A 1,316-nucleotide genomic window follows, 5' to 3' on the forward strand; every position below is an offset into this window, starting at 1 on the left:
GACACTTCGGCGGGTCGGTGGCTGATGTGTGGTTTCGGTCCGGTCGACTTCGCCGGTGTCGAAGAATGAGCCAGTTGATCCCCGTGTCCGTCTCGCGATCGCGCAGTGGCCGCCGGACGCGCCCCGCGGGGCGGTGGCGACCTTCTGTGCTGAGCACGGTATTTCTCGCAAGACGTTCTATGAGATCCGGCGGCGAAGTGTTGAGGACGGTCCTGCGGCGGCGTTGGAACCGAGGTCGCGGCGTCCCAAGGCGAGCCCGGCCAAGATCACCGAGGAGATCAAAGAACAAGCCGTCGGGGTTCGTGCTGCGCTAGAGGCCTCGGGGCTGGACCACGGGCCGATCAGTGTGCACGACAAGATGCACGCGATGGGGCTGGAACCGGTGCCGTCGACCGCATCGCTGGCGCGGATCTTCCGCGAGGCCGGGGTCGCCCGGCTGGAGCCGAAGAAGAAGCCCCGCTCGGCGTGGCGCCGGTTCGTCTATCCGGCACCGAACGCGTGCTGGCAACTCGACGCCACCGAGTATGTGCTGACCGGCGGGCGGACGTGCGTGATCTTCCAACTGATCGATGACCACTCCCGCTACGCGGTCGCCTCTCACGTGGCGTGGGGAGAGACCGCCGAGGCGGCGATCACAGTCTTCGACAAGGCGGTAACCGCCCATGGTGTTCCCCAACGGCTGCTCTCCGACAACGGGATCGCGCTCAACCCGTCGCGGCGCGGATTCCTCGGCCAGCTCGTCGCACACGTATCGCGTCTGGGCACCGAAGCGATCACCGGCAAGCCCTACAAGCCGACCACCCAGGGCAAAAACGAACGCTTCCACCAAACCCTGTTCCGCTACCTCGACAAGCAGCCACTGGCCGACAATCCGGCCGAGTTGCAGGCCCAGATCGACACATTCGACGACGTCTACAACACCCAACGGCCGCATCAAGGCCTACCCGGCCGTGTCACACCCCTGACCGCTTGGCAGGCCACACCTAAAGCCGAGCCGCCGCGCCCCAGACCCGAACAGCCATTCTTCGCCCAGGCCGCGACCAGGCAACCTCGACCCGCGCGAGCATCTGACAACCTGCCCACCGGCACCTTCATCAGGAAGCTGACAAGCATCGGCAGCTTCAGACTGGCCGGAGTCAGCTACATGGTCGGCGGACAGTACGGCTTCCAACAGGTCCTGGTCACCATCGACGGCAACACAATCGACGTCGCCGACCTCAACGGCGAAATCCTCATCGAACACACCAAAGCCCCACCCGGAATCACCTACGTCGGCAACGGCAGACCCCCAGGAACACGCCCCACCCAACCGTCAC

At 65.3% G+C, this 1,316-nt stretch carries 1 protein-coding gene; it reads left to right on the forward strand.

What is annotated here, in order from left to right; genetic code table 11:
• Positions 1–55: 55 nt before the first annotated feature.
• Positions 56–1,316 (forward strand): integrase core domain-containing protein (locus IEY07_RS23950; protein WP_444543334.1); only part of this gene is annotated, 1,261 nt, incomplete at its 3' end.

This window comes from Microlunatus endophyticus (assembly GCF_014646195.1).
In the GTDB taxonomy this organism is placed as follows: Bacteria; Actinomycetota; Actinomycetes; order Propionibacteriales; family Propionibacteriaceae; genus Microlunatus; species Microlunatus endophyticus.